This window comes from Paraburkholderia acidicola, assembly GCF_002362315.1.
GTDB classification, from domain to species: Bacteria; Pseudomonadota; Gammaproteobacteria; order Burkholderiales; family Burkholderiaceae; genus Paraburkholderia; species Paraburkholderia acidicola.
This window is the reverse complement of the sequence record NZ_MTZV01000006.1, coordinates 283324-297818: the sequence shown is the minus strand read 5'-3', so window position 1 is coordinate 297818 and position 14495 is coordinate 283324. Positions and strand designations below refer to the sequence as shown.

15 protein-coding genes are annotated in these 14495 nt (G+C 60.8%); 13 read left to right on the top strand and 2 right to left on the bottom strand.

The annotated features are described in order from the left end of the window. Nucleotides 1-33 precede the first annotated feature (33 nt). From BWP39_RS20335 to BWP39_RS20305, 7 genes are all read left to right on the top strand, one after another. Complete coding sequence (locus tag BWP39_RS20335) at nt 34-819, top strand: 3-hydroxybutyrate dehydrogenase (protein WP_096723486.1); 786 nt, start codon at nt 34-36, stop codon at nt 817-819. After that, on the top strand, nt 816-2033 hold the full coding sequence (locus tag BWP39_RS20330) for a DUF3734 domain-containing protein (RefSeq protein WP_096723484.1): 1218 nt from the start codon (nt 816-818) through the stop codon (nt 2031-2033). The genes BWP39_RS20335 and BWP39_RS20330 overlap by 4 nt, the downstream gene beginning before the upstream one ends. A gap of 212 nt (nt 2034-2245) precedes the next feature. Further along, a complete protein-coding gene (locus BWP39_RS20325; RefSeq protein WP_096723482.1) occupies nt 2246-3139 on the top strand; it encodes a formyltetrahydrofolate deformylase in 894 nt (297 codons plus the stop codon). 145 nt (nt 3140-3284) lie between these two features. Further along, a complete protein-coding gene (locus BWP39_RS20320) occupies nt 3285-4265 on the top strand; it encodes an ABC transporter ATP-binding protein (protein ID WP_096723480.1) in 981 nt (326 codons plus the stop codon). A 4-nt stretch (nt 4266-4269) separates the two neighbouring features. After that, complete coding sequence (locus tag BWP39_RS20315) at nt 4270-5097, top strand: ABC transporter permease (protein ID WP_096723478.1); 828 nt, start codon at nt 4270-4272, stop codon at nt 5095-5097. A 4-nt stretch (nt 5098-5101) separates the two neighbouring features. Next, nucleotides 5102-5905: an ABC transporter permease gene (locus tag BWP39_RS20310; RefSeq protein WP_096723476.1), complete on the top strand. Its 804-nt coding sequence runs from the start codon at nt 5102-5104 to the stop codon at nt 5903-5905. Between the two features lie 126 nt (nt 5906-6031). Next, the gene (locus BWP39_RS20305) at nt 6032-6472 is read left to right on the top strand and encodes a DUF3592 domain-containing protein (RefSeq protein WP_096723474.1); all 441 of its coding nucleotides are present in this window, start codon (nt 6032-6034) and stop codon (nt 6470-6472) included. 83 nt (nt 6473-6555) lie between these two features. On the opposite strand, the gene BWP39_RS20300 is transcribed toward BWP39_RS20305, so the two are convergent. Continuing rightward, nucleotides 6556-7749, bottom strand: coding sequence for a phytanoyl-CoA dioxygenase family protein (locus tag BWP39_RS20300; RefSeq protein ID WP_096723472.1), 1194 nt, complete (start codon nt 7747-7749; stop codon nt 6556-6558). Nucleotides 7750-7857: 108 nt separating this feature from the next. Here BWP39_RS20300 and BWP39_RS20295 point away from each other — a divergent pair, with 108 nt between their 5' ends. The 5 genes from BWP39_RS20295 to BWP39_RS20275 all read left to right on the top strand — a co-directional run bounded on the left by BWP39_RS20295 (nt 7858) and on the right by BWP39_RS20275 (nt 11941). After that, nucleotides 7858-8901 carry a LacI family DNA-binding transcriptional regulator gene (locus BWP39_RS20295; protein WP_207556989.1) on the top strand — a complete coding sequence of 348 codons (1044 nt, stop codon included), beginning with the start codon at nt 7858-7860 and terminating at the stop codon, nt 8899-8901. A 102-nt stretch (nt 8902-9003) separates the two neighbouring features. Continuing rightward, entirely contained in the window at nt 9004-10197 is a 1194-nt protein-coding gene (locus tag BWP39_RS20290; protein ID WP_207556988.1) for a phosphotransferase family protein, read from the top strand. Nucleotides 10198-10299: 102 nt separating this feature from the next. Further along, a complete protein-coding gene (locus BWP39_RS20285) occupies nt 10300-10845 on the top strand; it encodes a GNAT family N-acetyltransferase (RefSeq protein ID WP_157915160.1) in 546 nt (181 codons plus the stop codon). A 2-nt stretch (nt 10846-10847) separates the two neighbouring features. Further along, on the top strand, nt 10848-11375 hold the full coding sequence (locus tag BWP39_RS20280) for an AAA family ATPase (protein WP_096723464.1): 528 nt from the start codon (nt 10848-10850) through the stop codon (nt 11373-11375). Next, nucleotides 11372-11941 (top strand): GNAT family N-acetyltransferase, encoded by a 570-nt coding sequence (locus BWP39_RS20275; RefSeq protein ID WP_096723462.1) that lies wholly within the window; start codon nt 11372-11374, stop codon nt 11939-11941. The genes BWP39_RS20280 and BWP39_RS20275 overlap by 4 nt, the downstream gene beginning before the upstream one ends. A 37-nt stretch (nt 11942-11978) precedes the next feature. Here the strand turns inward: BWP39_RS20275 and pssA are convergent, their stop codons facing one another. Next, nucleotides 11979-12599: a CDP-diacylglycerol--serine O-phosphatidyltransferase gene (gene pssA, locus BWP39_RS20270; RefSeq protein ID WP_096723460.1), complete on the bottom strand. Its 621-nt coding sequence runs from the start codon at nt 12597-12599 to the stop codon at nt 11979-11981. A gap of 229 nt (nt 12600-12828) precedes the next feature. On the opposite strand from pssA, the gene BWP39_RS20265 reads away from it, so the two are divergent. Beyond that, nucleotides 12829-14493 (top strand): ABC-F family ATP-binding cassette domain-containing protein, encoded by a 1665-nt coding sequence (locus BWP39_RS20265; protein ID WP_096723458.1) that lies wholly within the window; start codon nt 12829-12831, stop codon nt 14491-14493. Nucleotides 14494-14495: the final 2 nt, after the last annotated feature.

Sequence of the window (14495 nt, the reverse complement as noted above, 5' to 3'; positions counted from 1 at the left end):
ACTCACTTACGAACAACGAACAGGAACCCAGTCATGAGCAATCTGAACGGAAAAGTAGCGGTCGTCACTGGCGCGGCCAGCGGCATCGGTAAGGAAATCGCGCTGACCTATGCAAAGGCCGGTGCGGCCGTCGCGATCGCCGACCTGAATCTGGATGGCGCCAACGCAGTCGCGAACGAGATCAAGGCGGCCGGCGGCAAAGCCATCGGTATCGCGATGGACGTGACCAGCGAAGAAGCCGTGAATGCCGGTATCGATCAGGTCGCGGCAGCGTTCGGCACGATCGACATCCTCGTGTCGAATGCGGGCATCCAGATCGTCAATCCGATCGAGAACTATGCGTTCTCCGACTGGAAGAAGATGCAGGCGATTCACGTCGACGGCGCGTTTCTTACGACCAAGGCCGCACTCAAGTACATGTACAAGGGCGATCAGGGCGGCGTGGTGATCTACATGGGTTCGGTGCATTCACATGAAGCATCGCCGCTGAAGTCGGCCTACGTGACGGCCAAGCACGGTCTGCTCGGCCTCGCACGCGTGCTGGCCAAGGAAGGCGCGAAGCACAACGTGCGTTCGCACGTTGTGTGTCCGGGTTTCGTGCGTACGCCGCTCGTCGACAAGCAGATCCCCGAGCAGGCGAAGGAACTTGGCATCAGCGAAGCCGATGTCGTGAAGAACGTCATGCTTGGCGATACCGTGGACGGCGTGTTCACGACCGTCGAGGACGTCGCGCAGACCGTGCTGTTCCTGTCGGCCTTCCCGAGCGCCGCGTTGACCGGTCAGTCGTTCGTGGTCAGCCACGGCTGGTACATGCAATGAAGCCACGCGCCCGCACCGAAAAGCAGGCCGTCGATCCGACCGACCTGCACAACGAGGTTGGCGCGACGCCGGTGCGCGCGCTGCCCTACGAGACCATCGCCCTCGTGCTGCAAGGGGGCGGCGCGCTCGGCGCGTATCAGGCCGGCGTGTTCGAAGGTCTGCACGAAGCCGAGATGCCGCTCGACTGGATTGCCGGTATCTCGATCGGCGCGCTCAATACCGCGCTGATCGCCGGCAACCCGCCCGAGCGGCGTGTGGAACGGCTGCGCGAGTTCTGGGAAACGATCTGCCAGCCGGCGTTCTTTCCTGCGCTGCCCGCCGCGTTTGAATTTGCGCTGTTCAACAGCCACGAATCGGTGCGCTCGATCTTCACCGCATCGCAGGCGATGAGCGCGATACTGCAGGGACAAAAAGGCTTCTTCGTGCCGCGCTTTCCGCCGCCGATCGACGGCATCCCGGGCGAACCCGGCAAGGTGAGCTATTACGACACCTCGCCGTTGCGCGCCACGCTGCTTGCGCTATGCGATTTCGATCGCATCAACGACGGCAGTACGCGGGTTTCGGTAGGCGCGGTCAATGTCGGCACGGGCAACTTCGTCTACTTCGACAATACGCACATGGAGTTGCGTCCCGAGCATTTCATGGCATCGGGCGCGTTGCCGCCGGCGTTCGCGCCGGTTGAGATCGATGGCGAATTCTTCTGGGATGGTGGCATCGTCTCGAACACACCGTTGATGAAAGTGCTGCAAAGCTCGCCGCGCCGCGACACGCTCGCGTTTCAGGTCGACTTGTGGAGTGCGCGTGGGCCGGTGCCGGAAACGATGGCGGGTGTCGCCGAGCGCACGAAGGACGTGCAGTATTCGAGCCGCACGCGCTTCGTGACCGACACGATGCAGCGCGAGCAGCGCTATCGCAACCTGCTGCGCCAGGTGCTCGACCAGGTGCCCGAGAAGCAGCGCCGCGACGACCCGTGGTGCAAGGAAGCCGAAGCGCTGTCGTCGAGCAAGCGCTACAACGTCCAGCATCTGATCTACCAGCGAAAGAACTACGAACATCAGTACAAGGACTACCAGTTCGGAGTTTCAACGATGCGCGACCATTGGGCCGCCGGTCTCGCCGACATCCGCAAAACGCTCTCGGTGCCGGATGCGCTTGCGTTGCCGCAGAACGACGCGGGCTTCGTCACGCACGACGTGCATCGCCGGCGCAAGTAGTTCGCGGTATCAGTCGGGGCGCGGTCGACGTCGCCCCCGCCCCGACGCTCATCTTTGTTGCGCCAAACCCGGCACGCCGCCCTGGCGTGCCGGTACTAGCAGCACGGCGTATCGATTCTATGCACGGGGAAATTGGGCTGCTCTACTGCAGCATCCCGCCTGTGCCGCCGTCGGCTTCATGCGGGCCATCCTATGAAAAGCCGAGGACCCGCATGCCCGCTACCGATCGTTTCCATCAATACGTCCTGACGCTGTCGTGCCCGAGCGCCGCAGGACAGGTCGCCGCCGTCGTCGCGCTGCTTGATCGCCATCACTGCTACCTCGACGAGCTGAGCGTGTTCGATGACGACCTGAGCGAGCGTTTTTTCGTGCGCTGCGTGTTTCACGGTGTCGCGGACAGTGGCGAGAACGCATCGGACCGCCCGGCGCTCGACCTCGACGCGCTACGTCGCGAATTCGTCCCGATCGCCGCCGATTTCGACATGACGTGGGCGATCCACGATGTCGACGCGCGGCCCAAGGTGCTGATCATGGTGTCGAAGCTCGAACATTGCCTCGCCGATCTACTGTTCCGCTGGCGCATGGGCGAACTGAAAATGGATATCGTCGGTATTGGTTCGAACCATCCGGATTTCGAACCGCTCGCCGCGCAGCACGGACTGCCGTTCTGGCACCTGCCGGTGAATGCGGATAACCGCGCGCAGCAGGAACAGCAGGTGCTCGATCTGTTCGCCTCGACCGGTGCCGAACTGATGATTCTTGCGCGTTACATGCAGATCCTGTCGGATGAGACGAGCCGCAAGCTGGCCGGCCGCGCGATCAATATTCATCATTCGTTCCTGCCGGGCTTCAAGGGTGCGCGGCCGTACCACCAGGCGCATACGCGTGGCGTCAAGTTGATCGGCGCGACGGCGCACTTCGTCACCGACGATCTCGACGAAGGTCCAATCATCGAACAGGTCGTCGAGCGCGTCGATCACTCGTATAAGCCGGAGCGGTTACTTGCGGTTGGGCGTGATGTCGAATGCATTACGCTTGCGCGGGCCGTGAAGGCGTTTGTCGAGCGGCGGGTGTTTATCAATGGGGATCGGACGGTGGTGTTGTAGTTCATTGGGCCATAACGTGTCGACTGCGCGACCTCTTTCGACATCGCCAGGGACATTCCACCTCTGATAACATCTCGCCCTCTTCCGCTGGCATGACCCGGCTGACGACACTCGTTAGCCCGGTGAACGACTCAATGGAGATGGCATGTCTCAGATCGTGGTTGAGGGCCTGGCGAAAACCTATCGCGTCGGCGAAAAGCAACCCGGCGTACTCGGCATGTTTCGCCGTCGCTGGCGCGAGATCGAAGCCCTCAAGGATGTGAGCTTCAGCCTGCAGCGCGGCGAACTGCTCGGATTCATCGGCCCCAACGGCGCGGGCAAATCGACCACCATCAAGATTCTCTCCGGCATCCTGCGCCCTACGGCAGGCAAGGTCGTGATCGAAGGTCGCGTGCCGTTCGATAACCGCATCGCTCACGTCGCGCGTATCGGCGCGGTATTCGGGCAGCGCAGCCAGTTGTGGTGGGACTTGCCTGTCATCGACGGCTTCGATCTGCTGCGCGATATCTATCGCGTGGAACCGGCAGCCTACGCGCGGACTCGTGACGAACTGGTCGCGCTACTGCGACTCGAACGCGTGCTTGATCAGCCGGTGCGTCAACTGTCGCTTGGGCAAAGAATGCGCGCCGAGATTGCGGCTGCACTGCTACACACCCCGCCGATTCTCTTCCTCGACGAACCAACCATCGGCCTCGATGCGCCGTCGAAGCTCGCCGTACGCGAGTTCGTGAAGAAGCTGAACCACGAGCGCGGCGTCACGGTACTGCTCACCACGCATGACATGCACGACATCGAGGCGCTGGCCGAGCGCGTGATCGTCATCGGTCATGGCCGCGTGCTGGCCGATCAATCGTTCGATTCCCTACGCGCCGACGTGCTGGTCGATCGTCGCCTGCTGGTGGATTTCGCCGGCGAAGCGCCCGCTATTGATATCGATGGTGCACAGCTTCTTCGGCGTGAAGGTCGATCGGTGGAACTCGCTTTCGATCCTCGCGTCATCGGTGCACCGGCGCTCATCGCGCGCATTGCGGCCGAACATGCCGTCGAGGACATTCGCGTCGAGCAACCCGCGATCGAAGAAGTCATCGCCCGGTTCTACCACTTGCACGGCGCCGTGGAAGCCTGATTCGATGAACGTCCTTCGTCCCTACGTCGCGGCGTTCGTCGCCCGCTTCAAGACCATGCTGCAATACCGGGCCGCCGCGCTCGCTGGTTTCACTACCCAGTGCTGGTGGGGCGGGCTGAAGGTTATGGTGTACGCCGCGTTCTATCGCCATTCGACGCATGCGCATGCATCGATGTCGTTGGCACAGGTGATCACCTATACGTGGCTGGGGCAGGCGTTGCTCGCGCTGCAACCGTGGAGTGGCGATCCCGAAGTCGCGAGTGCCGTGCGGACCGGCGCCGTGGGCTACGACCGCCTGCGACCGGTCGACACGTACACGTGGTGGTTCATCCGGGCAACGGCATGGATGACCTCACGCGCATTGCCGCGCGCCGCGCTGATGTTCGCTGCTGCCGCTGTTCTGCTGCCACTCGCAGGCCTCGGCGATTGGTCGTGGAGAGCGCCGGCCGACGTCGTCCAGGCGGGGCTCTTTGCGATCTCTCTAGTGCTGATGATCCTGCTAGGCGCGGCTTTCACCATGCTGATCAACGTCTGCATTACCGCGACGCTAACGGACCGGGGAATCAATACACTCGCACCGTCCTTCGTGATCCTGTTTTCGGGCAATCTCGTCCCACTCGGTCTGTTTCCCGACTGGCTACAACCCGCTCTCATCGCTCAACCGTTCGCGGGCATGCTCGACATTCCTTCGCGAATCTATATCGGTGCGCTTAGCGGTGGCGCGGCGTGGGCGGGGTTGGTTTTCCAGGTGTTCTGGACGCTGATCTTTGTCATGCTTGGCCGCAAGGGACTCAGCGTTGTGATGAGCCGCCTCGAAGTGCAAGGGGGCTGACGCGATGAACTCCCTTTATCTGTTGCATCGCTACTTCGTCACATCGATCCGTACACAACTGCAATATCCCGCCTCGACTTTGATGTTGAGCTTCGGTGCATTCCTGACCAATGCCATCGACCTCGCCGGAATCTGGGCGTTATTCAACCGGTTCGGCGCCGTACAGGGCTGGCAGTTTGGCGATATCTGCATGTTCTTCGGCACGATCAGCATCAGCTTTTCGATCGCCGATTTTTTGACTCGCGGCTTCGACGTGTTCGGTAGTCAGTTCGTGCGCACGGGCGACTTCGACAGAGTGCTGTTGCGCCCGCGCGCCGCAACGCTGCAGCTCATGGGACATGATTTCAGGCTGCGGGTCCTGGGGCGCTTCGCGCAGGGACTCGCGGTGATCGTGGTTGCCACCCGCGCACTCGATTTTCACTGGGATGTCAGTGCGGTTGCCTTGACGATCTGGACGATCGCGGGCGGTGTGGCGTTGTTCTTCGGCGTGCTGGTCCTGCAGGCAACGCTCGCATTCTGGACCGTTGAAAGCCTCGAAGTGGTCAACGTCGTCACCTATGGCGGTGTGCAGGCTGCACAGTATCCCCTCACCTTTTATACGAGCTGGTTCCGTAATTTCCTGATCTTCGTGGTGCCGATTGCCTGCGTCGCGTACTTTCCAGTGCTGGCCATCCTGCACAAAGCGGACCCGCTGGGTGCGCCCCAGTGGTTGTTGCCTCTAACGCCGGTAGTCGGATTCCTGTTCCTTGCGCTTAGCTTTGCCGCGTGGCGGTTGGGCGTGCGGAAGTACACGTCGACAGGTACCTGAAGATCGAACGTGAAGCGGGCAGGAACGGGGCGTATGCTTGCGTTGTCCCGGCATGCAAGACGGCTTGAGCGCATACCGTGTTGCCAGGAACAGTGATCTGATCTGCAAACGTCAACGGGAATTGCCATGCCCCAGCGCCGTTCTACCTTCTTTGTCCTGCCGCCATTCATCATCGGCCTGATCTGTCTGGTCGCATTCGCGGTGACGTTCACGCAGACGCTGAGCTTCGTCGTTCACGCAACCCGAACCGAAGGAGCCTTCGTGGGCGCCGTTGCGAAGTCCGGTGGCAATCATGGCGGGTCGTTTCTGTATCCGCAGGCTCAATTCACTACGCCAGACGGTCGCACCTTTAAGGCCACTTCCAGGAGCGGTTCCACCGATCAGCCGTACGCCGACGGAGACGCGATTCCCGTTCTCTACGATCCCAACAATCCGGGGCACGCCGAAATCGAGTCGATCTGGCTGTGGATCGGTCCGCTTGCTCTAGCGCTGTTCGCTCTGTTTTTCTGTGGCATCCCGGCCATCGTGTTCTTTTACTTGCGCAAAAAATCGCGGGCGTCTGGTTAGCGCAGTTGGTGTAAAGACGAACTCGCGAGGTTCAATCTGACCGGACGTACGCTGACCGGACCTACGCGAATGCGTCATCGATTTCAGGCTTCCCGTTGCGCCGCTTGCCGACGAACGGCGGCGGTAAACGCTTCGACTGTCCACCACTCCCGAAGCGCTCTCGCGAACAACATCTGCTGGCTCTCCGGCGCGAGGCCGCCAACAGGCGGGTCGTTATCGAGGTTGGTTGGAAACGGATAGCCGTCCGCGCTCGATGCAATCACCGCATCGATTTCAGCCTCGGATAACCGGCGATTCGCGAGCTGATCGAGCAAAACCGGGTACAGCGCTTCGCACATCGACGTGCGATCCAGCGACTCCATTGCACGGCCGTAGGCCGACGAAATCTGCAGCAGATTCGCCATGCGTTGAACGCCTGCCGTCCGGTTCGCTCCCGCGGCATGGAAGAGCGCGGGGTTGAAGAAAATCACGTCGCCTTTTTCGAGGGGCAACTGAATGTAATTGGCCTCGAAGTAGTTGCGGAAATCCTGCCGTCGCCAGGCAACGTAGCCTTCCGCGTACCGCTGCGAGAACGGAAGCAGCTTGGTAGGCCCGCTTTCCACGGGCATATCACTGTGTGCGACGGCACCTTGTAGCGTCAGGAAAGCAGACATGGTGTGGACGTGCGCCGGATAGCGTTCGGCCTGCTCGACGGTCTGGAACCCCAGGTGGTAGTCACGGTGCGCCTGCTGCGCAGCGCCACCGGGGCGCACGACATTCACCTGCGAAGTCACCTGAAAACACGGACCTAGCCATGCTTCTGCCGCGGCAACCAGCAGCGGATTTGCGTAGTAATGTGCGAACACCGACGGAGCACGCAAGCAAAGCTTTTGCTGCGCGTTCCATATCCTGTCGTTGGCGCCTGCCTTTGCAAAATGATCGGCTGCCGCGCTGCCTGCTTCCCGCTCGTCGCGAATGATGGTGTCGAAGATCCCGGTGGCATCGTCGATCGGCGCGGGATCGGGAAAAGCCCGCTTTAGTACGAAAACACCGGCACCATGCTCGAGAACGCCTGCCCACTCGGTTTGCAGCTCCGCGCGAAGCGTCGCATCCTTGAGTAACCGATTCAGCGGAATGCAATCGTAAACCGGCACGTCCTCAACCAGCTCGTCTGCGTATTTGATTTGCACTGCATCGCGACCGTCGTGCAGTACGGCAAGAAAATCGTCCACCGTACAGTCCTGCTCGCGGTACGGTTTTCTCCGCCCGGGCTCCTGGCGTGCGCGTTGCTGGTCCATGTCGTCTCCCGATTGATTTTGCTAACGATACTGCCGTTGCATCGCGCTGCGTTACCATAAACACATCAAAAACACCTCAATCGGCACCCCATGGCTCATCGCTTTCTAATGAAAGAAATCGCCCTGCAGGCAGGTGTGGGGCTGGCCACGGTCGACCGTGTGCTGAATGGCCGTCTCAACGTGCACGAGCGTAGCCGTCAGCGGGTTCAGCAGGCGATCAAGGAACTGGAGAAACAGCAGTTTCAACTGGCGGTGACCGGTAGAAAGCTTGTCGTCGACGTTCTCGTGGAAGCGCCGGGCCGATTCTGCGACGAGATACGCGAGGCGTTCGAATCGGAGCTTCCCGCACTTCGACCGGCTGTATTCAGGCCTCGCTTCACGATGCAGGACACCATGACGACTGCACAGGTTGTCGACGCCCTGGACGCGATAGGCCGCCGCGGCAGCCATGGCGTCTTGCTCAAGGCCCGTGACGTGCCCGAGATCGCGGGGGCGATTTCCCTGCTACACCAACGCGGCATTCCTGTCGTGACGATCTTCACCGACATACCGCAATCGGCGCGAATCGCCTACGCGGGTCTCGACAATCACGTGGCGGGCGCGACCGCCGCCTATCTGGTCGGCCAGTGGCTTGCACAATCGCAAGGGAACGTCCTTGTCACGATGAGCGATGACAGCTTCAGAGGCGAGGAGGAGCGCAAGGACAGCTTTCGCGATGAACTACGCAGGCGCTATCCGAAACTGACTTTGGTCGACGCTAGCGGCGGCCACGGGTTGAATGATCAGACCGAGGAGCATGTGCGGAAAGCAGTCGGTAGAAAAAGAGCCATCGCGGCGGTGTATTCGATGGGAGCCGGTAATGTCGCGATACTGCGTGCCCTGCATGCCATGGGGAAAGCGCCACGATGCTTCATTGCGCATGACCTCGACAGGGATAACATCCGGCTGCTGCGCGACGGCAGTATTAGCGCGGTGTTGCATCATGATCTTCGGCTGGATCTGCGCAACGCATGTCATCAGATCATGCATTTTCATAAGCTGCTGCCGGTGTCGGCGATCGGCGATGTTTCGTCTGTGGTGGTGGTGACTCCGGCGAATATTCCGCGGTATGTGGATCGCAGGTTTGGTGGCGGGTTGCGTGAGGCAGAATGAGTGGACACGTGCGCGCTCGGGTCGCGGCAGAGAAACGGGTAAGCGCGAGATAGGTTAAAGACGAGAGGCACACAAAAGATGGAGAGCAAAGAGCAAACGGCAATGCAGCAGCGTACAGCGCGGCTCGTGTTGGTAACGCCTGATGGTGCGGTGGTCGGCTGCTTGCCGCCGATTCCTGTCGAGATTCCCTGGTGGCAGGAAATGGAGTCTGTTGTGCGCGCAGCCCGCGAACGCTATGGAATAGATGTGACGATCCTGCGCCTGCTCGAAGCAGATCTCGAGCGGGCGCCTGGCGGGGAAGTCACGTATCTGGCCGAGATTGCGCAACCTGTAGCGGCAGAACGCTGGACTGGGAGGTTGGAGGCCGATTCGCTGCGCCAACGTTACGCCCAGCCCGGTGGTCCCGCCGCCGATCTCGCGTGGGCGGCGCAGGTACTTGCCGGACACGGCCTGGTACCTACCGTCAAACCCGTCCAGATTCGCACCTGGAATCTCTCCAGCGTCTGGCGCGTACCGCTCGGCGAACAGTCAGCGTGGCTGAAAGTCGTGCCGCCGTTCCTCGGGCATGAAGGCCGCGTTATTGCAGCGTTGACCGGCCGACAAGTTCCAACCCTGCTGGGTAGTGATGAGTGCGGGCGTATTCTGCTTGCGGAAATTCCTGGCGATGACCTGTACGAGGCTGCGCTGCCACTGCTTGTCGACATGGTGACGCTGCTGGTCGACATACAGGCTTCGTGGATCGATCGCGTCGAGGAATTGCGGGCGATGCAGTTGCCCGATTGGCGTGGTCCGAGTTTGTCTCTGCAGATCGCCGACGTCGTGCAGCGGACTAGCGACGAGCTGTCTCATGACGAACGTGCCCTGCTCGATCGCTTTGTGACAGATCTCTCAGCTCGATTTGCCGAAGCCGATGCCTGCGGCTTGCCGAATACGCTTGTCCACGGCGACTGCCATCCCGGCAATTTTCGCGGAACACCGTCGAACCTCACACTCCTTGATTGGGGCGACAGCGGCATCGGCCACCCGTTGCTCGATCAACCGGCCTTTCTCGATGCGGTTGCGCCGGAAAACGTAGAGACCATCAAGGCGCACTGGAATCACGAATGGCTGGCCAGGGTGCCCGGCTGTGACCCTGCACGCGCCATCGACCTCCTTGCACCGATCGCCACGGCGAGACGCGCAGTGATCTATCAGCGGTTCATCGACAATATCGAACCGTCGGAGCACATCTATCATCGTGGGGACCCCGCCGACTGGCTACGCCGGACTGCAGCGTTGGTGGCGAAGTCGGGCTGAAGGGGTATTTCGACGTCCTTGCGCCCACGATATCCTCGCGACATGGTCGGAGGGATTCGCAACGATCGGGCTGTAACGAGCGAGTACCTATGGGGATTCGGAATGGAAGATCGGGTTGAATTATTGACAAAGCGCCTGCGGCTGCGTCGCGCGCGCCAGGGTGATGCTCCAGTGCTGTTCGAAAACTACACGGGGGTGCATAGCTGCTCGCGCTTCCTGCAGCGTAGCGTGCATCAAGACATCGCTCGTACCGCCACCATGCTCGACACGTGGTGCGACGCATTCTGGGATGAGGCTGGTGCGCCATTCTCGTGGGTCATCGCGACGCGAGACGACGATGAACCCATCGGTGTGTTTGTCGCGATTCCAGAGGCGCACAGAATCGAAATTCACTATGGAATCGGTGAGCGCTTCTGGGGGCACGGACTCGCAGCCGAAGCTGGCCATGCTGCGATCTCCGCACTTTGGCGCTCGCATGGCATTCAACGAATCTGGACCGTGTGTGATGTTGAACACGTTGGCTCCCGGCGCGTTCTGGAGAAGCTGGGTTTTTACTGTGAGGGGACGCTGCGGAAGTGGTTGGTGCTTCCTGCGTTCGGCGACGTGGCAAGAGATTGCTATGTGTTCTCTTTGACCACGGAGCACTGAAAATGTTGATTGTCTTCGGAGGACTACCGGGAACCGGGAAAACGACGGTAGCTCAAACATTGGCCCGTAAGCTCGCCGCAGTCTATTTGCGTATCGATACTTTGGAACAGGCATTCATCGCATCGGCGAGCAACCGGATGGATATCGGAAGTGCGGGTTATCTGGCCGGATATGCTGTTGCCGCCGATAACCTGCGTCTTGGACTGACCGTCATCGCGGACTCCGTCAATTCGTTGCACGTTACGCGTAGCGCCTGGCAAAACGTGGCGCTCGAAGCAGGTGTACCGATCCTTGAGATCGAGTTGATTTGTTCTGATACAACGATGCATCGTTTGAGGGTCGAGCGCCGACGGGCCGACATTCCTGGTCATGAACTACCGACATGGAAAAGCGTGCTTGAGCGTCAATATGACCCGTGGGAATCAGAGCACCTTGTATTCGATACCGCTAACGTTTCGGTTGCGCAGGCTATCGAAACGATCACCCATCACCTGTCGTCGATATCTCCGGAGATGTACCGACTCAAATGATCAAGATCCAACTATTGAAACCCACGACGGCGTTATTACCAGGCTACGTTGCGGCCCTCGAGACCGGTTGGTCACCCGACAACGTTCGCAAAGAAGTAGCTGCTCGTGAACAGTTACACGCCATCAAAACGAACGCGGAAGCGTTTGTCGACGCACTAGATGACCCTTCCGCCTCAGGCGGACCGATTCCTTTGCCCGATGGCTCTAGCGTCGCCCGCCTGCCCGGCATCATCCGATGGATCTGGGACGACTCTTTTAGCGGCACAATCGGATTTCGCTGGCAAGCTGGCGCGGCAGAATTACCGCCCTATGTGCTCGGACACATCGGATTTTCAGTCGTGCCATGGAAGCGGCGCAACGGCTACGCCACGCAGGCGCTGCATTTAATGCTGCTCGAAGCAAAAGGACATGGCCTGCCCTATGTCGAACTTACCGTTGCTCCAGATAATCTGGCTTCGCAGAAGGTCATTACGGCTTGCGGCGGTGTCTTGATCGAGCGTTTCAGGAAGACAGCGGCATATGGATTCGCAGAAGCTTTCCGCTATCGCATTCGACTCGAAGACTAATGCGGTTATCGACCGGCATCCGGCCACCCTCACCCAATTACGGTTTCGGAATCCGGATACGACTAATCATCAACGACCCGGACAAACCGAAAAGCAGCGTCATCAGATGCAGCGTGCCGCCGTGCATATGAACCTCACCGAACCACAGATTCGGGCCAATCGCATCGAGCTTCGCGGCGATGACCAGCACCAGCACGAGCACAATCGATGTCGGGATCGGCGTGCCCTCGAAATAGGACACTTTCCCGGTTTCCTGCGAGAGCGCTTCGGCTGTCACGTTGTATCGGGCCAGTCTCGACACACCGCACACCACGAAATAAACCAACAGTAACCGGTCGTACAATCCGCGCATCCCGCACCCATAAGCGATGATGGCCGGTGCCACGCCGAACGAAATCACATCGGCAAGCGAGTCCAGTTCCCGGCCCAACGTCGACGATTTCTGGCGCCAGCGGGCAATCCTTCCGTCCAGAACGTCGAACACGAGGGCAGCGAGTATCAGACCGGCCGCGTAATAGACGTGCAGGACGTCGTTCGTCGCGATGTAGGAGATGATCGAAAATAGCGCGCCGGTGCCGCAGGCGGCGTTACCGAGTGTGAACCAGTCAGCAAGATGAAATTCACGAATCATCGAGAAGCGCCGGACGGGTTTTGTCATGTTCTTGTCGATTGGGTTGTGTAGATCGCTATGCTATCAGGCTATTGAATGCGTCTCCGATGGGCGGTCACTGGGCACCCGCAGCCGGTTCGCTGGCCCCGCGCCCGGTACGCCCGGGCCTGCCTTGCATTGCCGCCGGCGGGCGCCGAAAAGCGCAAGCGGCTCAGAAAAGAAACAGCCCTGCACGTCCGGTCAGCTATCATGCCAATCCTCTCCGAAGTAGCTCCTTATGATTTCCGTCCGTAATCTCACGCTGCGCCGCGGCGTCAATGTCGTACTCGACAGCGCGTCCATCACCTTCACCCCCGGCGAAAAAATCGGTCTTGTCGGCCGCAATGGCGCCGGCAAGTCGTCGTTCTTCGGCCTTCTCAACGGCACGTTGCACGAAGATAGCGGCGAGTTCTCGATTCCTGCTGCGTGGAAAATGGGCCAGGTCGCGCAGGACATGCCGGAGACCGAGCAGAGCGCGACCGACTTCGTCGTCGACGGTGACACCGTGCTGCTGGCCGCGCAGGCCGAAGTCGCCGCCGCTGAGGCCAGCGACGACGGCATGCGCATGGCGCACGCCTACATGGAGTTGCACGACGCCGGTGCGCACGACGCCCCCGCACGCGCCCAGGCGCTGATCCTGGGCCTTGGTTTCACCGATGCGCAGCTTAGCCACCCGGTCAACAGTTTCTCCGGCGGCTGGCGCATGCGACTGCAGCTGGCGCGCGCGCTCATGTGCCCGTCCGACCTGCTGCTGCTCGACGAACCGACCAATCACCTGGACCTCGACGCACTGGTCTGGCTGGAAGCCTGGCTCAAGCGCTATCAAGGCACCATGGTCGTAATCAGCCACGACCGCGAATTCCTCGACGAGGTGACGCAGGTGACCGTGCATGTCGACAACGCCAAGCTCGTGCGTTATGGCGGCAACTACAGCAAGTTCGAAGACATGCGCGCTGAGCAGCTCCTGTTGCAGCAGGCCGCGATGGCCAGGCAGGTGGAGAAGATCGCCCACCTGCAGAAATTCATCGACCGTTTCAAGGCCAAGGCCTCGAAGGCGAAGCAGGCGCAGAGCCGGGTCAAGGCGCTCGAACGCATGGAGAAGATCGCGCCCGTGCTGGCCGATGCAGAGTTCACCTTCGAGTTCAAGGAGCCGCTCAACGTCCCGAACCCGTTGCTGTCGATGCTGGACGCGAGCTTCGGCTACCCGGCGCCGGCCGACGCACCGCCGGACACGCCGCCCACGGTCATCGTGCGGGGCATCAACCGTTCCGTGCTGGCCGGGCAGCGCATCGGCATCCTCGGTGCCAACGGCCAGGGCAAGTCCACGCTGGTGAAGACGGTGGCGCACGCGCTGACGCCGATTGCCGGCGAAATCAGCGAAGGCAAGGGCCTCAACATCGGCTACTTCGCCCAGCAGGAACTCGACGTGCTGCGCCCGCTCGACACGCCGATGGAACACATGATCCGGCTGGCGAAGGACACGCCGCAGCACATGCGCGCCCCCGGCCAGAGCGGCACCGAACAATCGCTTCGCACTTTCCTCGGCACCTTCAACTTCAGTGGCGACATGGTGCATCAGGCGGTTGGCACGATGAGCGGCGGCGAAAAGGCGCGGCTCGTGTTGTGCATGATCGTGTGGCAGCGCCCCAACCTGCTGCTGCTCGACGAGCCGACCAACCACCTCGACCTGGCCACACGCGAAGCGCTTGCCATGGCGCTTAACGAATTCGAAGGCACCGTCATGCTGGTCAGTCACGACCGGGCCCTGTTGCGTGCCGTATGCGATGAGTTCTGGCTGGTCACCAAAGGCGGCGTCGAACCCTTCGACGGCGATCTGGACGATTACCAGCAGTTCCTTCGCGACGAAGCCCGTCGCATACGTGAGCAGGCTGCCGCCGGGTAGAA

What these genes read in the sequence shown, in the direction of transcription:
- BWP39_RS20305 (WP_096723474.1), top strand. Translation starts at nt 6,032, where the DNA reads ATGCCCCAGCGCCGTTCTACCTTCTTTGTCCTGCCGCCATTCATCATC.
- BWP39_RS20265 (WP_096723458.1), top strand. Translation starts at nt 12,829, where the DNA reads ATGATTTCCGTCCGTAATCTCACGCTGCGCCGCGGCGTCAATGTCGTA.
- BWP39_RS20335 (WP_096723486.1), top strand. Translation starts at nt 34, where the DNA reads ATGAGCAATCTGAACGGAAAAGTAGCGGTCGTCACTGGCGCGGCCAGC.
- BWP39_RS20280 (WP_096723464.1), top strand. Translation starts at nt 10,848, where the DNA reads ATGTTGATTGTCTTCGGAGGACTACCGGGAACCGGGAAAACGACGGTA.
- BWP39_RS20290 (WP_207556988.1), top strand. Translation starts at nt 9,004, where the DNA reads ATGCAGCAGCGTACAGCGCGGCTCGTGTTGGTAACGCCTGATGGTGCG.
- BWP39_RS20285 (WP_157915160.1), top strand. Translation starts at nt 10,300, where the DNA reads ATGGAAGATCGGGTTGAATTATTGACAAAGCGCCTGCGGCTGCGTCGC.
- BWP39_RS20300 (WP_096723472.1), bottom strand. Translation starts at nt 7,749, where the DNA reads ATGGACCAGCAACGCGCACGCCAGGAGCCCGGGCGGAGAAAACCGTAC.
- BWP39_RS20275 (WP_096723462.1), top strand. Translation starts at nt 11,372, where the DNA reads ATGATCAAGATCCAACTATTGAAACCCACGACGGCGTTATTACCAGGC.
- pssA (WP_096723460.1), bottom strand. Translation starts at nt 12,599, where the DNA reads ATGACAAAACCCGTCCGGCGCTTCTCGATGATTCGTGAATTTCATCTT.
- BWP39_RS20325 (WP_096723482.1), top strand. Translation starts at nt 2,246, where the DNA reads ATGCCCGCTACCGATCGTTTCCATCAATACGTCCTGACGCTGTCGTGC.
- BWP39_RS20320 (WP_096723480.1), top strand. Translation starts at nt 3,285, where the DNA reads ATGTCTCAGATCGTGGTTGAGGGCCTGGCGAAAACCTATCGCGTCGGC.
- BWP39_RS20310 (WP_096723476.1), top strand. Translation starts at nt 5,102, where the DNA reads ATGAACTCCCTTTATCTGTTGCATCGCTACTTCGTCACATCGATCCGT.
- BWP39_RS20330 (WP_096723484.1), top strand. Translation starts at nt 816, where the DNA reads ATGAAGCCACGCGCCCGCACCGAAAAGCAGGCCGTCGATCCGACCGAC.
- BWP39_RS20295 (WP_207556989.1), top strand. Translation starts at nt 7,858, where the DNA reads ATGAAAGAAATCGCCCTGCAGGCAGGTGTGGGGCTGGCCACGGTCGAC.
- BWP39_RS20315 (WP_096723478.1), top strand. Translation starts at nt 4,270, where the DNA reads ATGAACGTCCTTCGTCCCTACGTCGCGGCGTTCGTCGCCCGCTTCAAG.